2 protein-coding genes and 1 pseudogene are annotated in these 2,604 nt (G+C 66.2%); 1 reads left to right on the top strand and 2 read right to left on the bottom strand.

Annotation, left to right across the window (positions count from 1 at the left end):
• Positions 1 to 330, bottom strand: a pseudogene (locus tag B3S45_RS09260) (short-chain dehydrogenase); the annotation flags it as partial.
• A gap of 57 nt (positions 331 to 387) precedes the next feature.
• Complete coding sequence (locus B3S45_RS09255) at positions 388 to 1,311, bottom strand: AraC family transcriptional regulator (protein WP_286719990.1); 924 nt, start codon at positions 1,309 to 1,311, stop codon at positions 388 to 390.
• A 140-nt stretch (positions 1,312 to 1,451) separates the two neighbouring features.
• Between B3S45_RS09255 and B3S45_RS09250 the strand changes: the two genes are divergently transcribed.
• Positions 1,452 to 2,399 (top strand): SDR family oxidoreductase, encoded by a 948-nt coding sequence (locus tag B3S45_RS09250; protein WP_286719988.1) that lies wholly within the window; start codon positions 1,452 to 1,454, stop codon positions 2,397 to 2,399.
• The last annotated feature ends 205 nt before the right edge of the window (positions 2,400 to 2,604 follow it).

Genomic DNA, 2,604 nt, shown 5'->3' with positions numbered 1-2,604 from the left:
GTAGTCCTGCTTGCAGATGTAGCAGGCGCGCGCCTTCTTCAGGACTCCGGCGGTCGGCGCGGTCGTCGCGGTCGAGATCGGGATGCCGCGGGTCTCGTCATCGATCCGGTCCGGGGCGCCGGTGGCGGTGGCGGCGACGACCGCGCGGTCGTGCTCCTGGATCCGGGCACGCGTCTCGAGCTTGCGCTCGCGCTTGGCGTCCTTGAAGAACTTCGCCGTGGCTCGGCGCACGGTCTGGAAGTCGGGGTGTTCGCGGTCGACCTTCGAGAGCTGGCCCAGGACTCGCAGCGTGATCTCGAGTTCAGCGGGGTCGATCCCACTGGGGGGCATGGGGTCGTCGGAGTGCACAGGGCATTCTCTCACCGCAGAGAGGGTGTGCCGCGCCGTTCAGCTCTCGCCCGAGGCCTGGACGTCAACGGGACGGCCGGAGTTGGCCCAGTCGCGCGGGGTGGTGCCGAAATGGCTCTTGAACTCGCGACTGAACTGCGAGGCGCTCGTGTAGCCGACGCGCGCAGCGGCGCGCGTGATGCCAGCACCGTTCGTGATGAGCATGGCGGCGTCGTTGAGTCGGAGCGACTTGAGGTACTTGAGGGGGGAGAGGCTCGTGGTCGCCTTGAAGTGCCGGTCGAACGCGGCCCGGCTCATTCCCGCCCGCTCGGCGAGGTCTTCGATGGCGAGAGGCTGATCGAGGTTGCTGCGCATGTACGTCAGCACGCTCGTGAGCTCGTGCGACGGGCCACCCAGTGCACCGAGAACGGCGCCACCCGCTGGTCCGTCGAGAACGGTGTAGAGGAGTTCGCGGAGGCGGCCCGGCCCGAGGATGTCGACAGTCACCGGCTCGTCGAGAAGCTGGAGAGCGCGCAGCAGCGCCGTCTCGAAGCGGTGATCCCAGTCGGCCACAATCAGTCCGGCCGGCTTCTCCGACGCTCGACGTGAACGAGGCCGCGCGGCCCGGAACGCGATCAGCAGCTCCGCCATCGTCCGGCTCTCCAGATCGATCAGGACGCCGAGGACGGGATCGTCGGTCGTCGCGACCGGAACCTCGGCTTCGAGGGGGGTCGGCATCGTCGCGCAGAGGTAATGGTCGGGGTCGTAGGTGTGGGTGCGGCTGTCGTGGTAGGCGTGCTTCGAGCCGGCCACGACGACGCACACGCTCGGGTCGTAGACGCCGGGAACTCGTTCGACCGGCGACGAGACGCGGAAGAGCCGGACCCCGTCGAGAGGGGTCTGGTGGACGCCGTCGCCGGGGGCGTGGCGAGCCACCAGGTCTCGGATCTCCGTCCGGAGATCGGATGCATTGTGGGTGGTCACTGGAATCAATCTGAGGGAAACAGGCAACTATTCGCGGCGAAATCGCTATATATGGCCGCGTGCTGAGGCTTAGCGTATAGCCATCGACCCCGCAGGGCAACCATCCGCTCGTTGTCCTGGACCCACTGCAAAGGAATCACATGACCACGATCGATGCCCTTCCCGGCTGGACCCCCGACCACCTCGACTCGCTGGAGGGCAAGACCTACCTGATCACGGGCACGACCGCCGGCGCCGGCTACGAGGCCACGCGAATCCTGCTCTCCAAAGGGGCGAAGGTCGTGATGCTGAACCGAAGTGCCGAGAAGTCCGCGGATGCCGTCAGTCGGTTGAAGCAGGAGTTCGGCACGGATGCCGACGTGAGCTCCGTGCGCATGGAACTTGCCGACCTCGCGAGCGTGCGCGCGGCGGGGGAGGAGATCCTGGCGACCGTGCCTCGGATCGACGCGCTGATCTGCAACGCGGCGATCGCGCAGGTGCCGTCGCAGAAGCTCACCGTCGACGGCTTCGAGAGTCAGCTCGGCACCAACCACTTCGGGCACTTCGTCCTGGCGGGGATGCTGTTCGACCGCATCGACGAATCGCATGGGCGAATCGTCGTCGTCGCCAGCCTCGGCTACATGATGGGGCTCAAGACGATCAAGTTCGACGACATGAACTGGGACAACGACTACAACGCCAACAGCGCCTACAGCCAGAGCAAGCTGGCCCAGATGATGTTCGCGTATGAGCTGCAGGACAGGGTGAAGGCCGCCGGTAAGAACGTCGAGGTCTACGTCTGCCACCCCGGATCGTCCGCCACCTCGCTCATCAAGACGAGCGGGAGCCTCGCGATGCGGTTCACGTTTTACCTCATGACGCTGTCGCCGCTAGTGCAGTCGGCCGAGAAGGGCGCGTACCCGGAGGTGATGTGCGCCACGGCGGACGGCCTCGAGCAGCGCGCGCTGTACGGGCCGACCGGACGCCGCGAATGGGTTGGGCCGGTCGGCAAGGGAACGCTGAAGCCGTACGCCTACGACAAGGCCGTGATGCAGCAGCTCTGGACGCGCTCCGAGCAGGCGACGGGATTCCACTGGAACGTGGCCTGACTCGAGGCTGTCGACCCGCGGCGCGCGATCGCTCAAGCGCGCCGCGGGCTCCGCAGGGGAGAGCGAGCGATCGGTGAGAACTTTCATATTCTGACATAACGACGGTCATCGGCTACACATTTAGTATCCACCAATGACGGCTACATGGTAGCATGAGGACGTGGCGCCGAGGTGGACCGACTCAACCGGGAAGCATGGCATCCCG

It is taken from the genome of Microbacterium sp. UBA1612 (assembly GCF_002321605.1).
Lineage (GTDB): Bacteria > Actinomycetota > Actinomycetes > Actinomycetales > Microbacteriaceae > Microbacterium > Microbacterium luteum.
This window is presented reverse-complemented; position numbering and strand designations above follow the sequence as displayed.

What these genes read in the sequence shown, in the direction of transcription:
- B3S45_RS09250 (WP_286719988.1), top strand. Translation starts at nt 1,452, where the DNA reads ATGACCACGATCGATGCCCTTCCCGGCTGGACCCCCGACCACCTCGAC.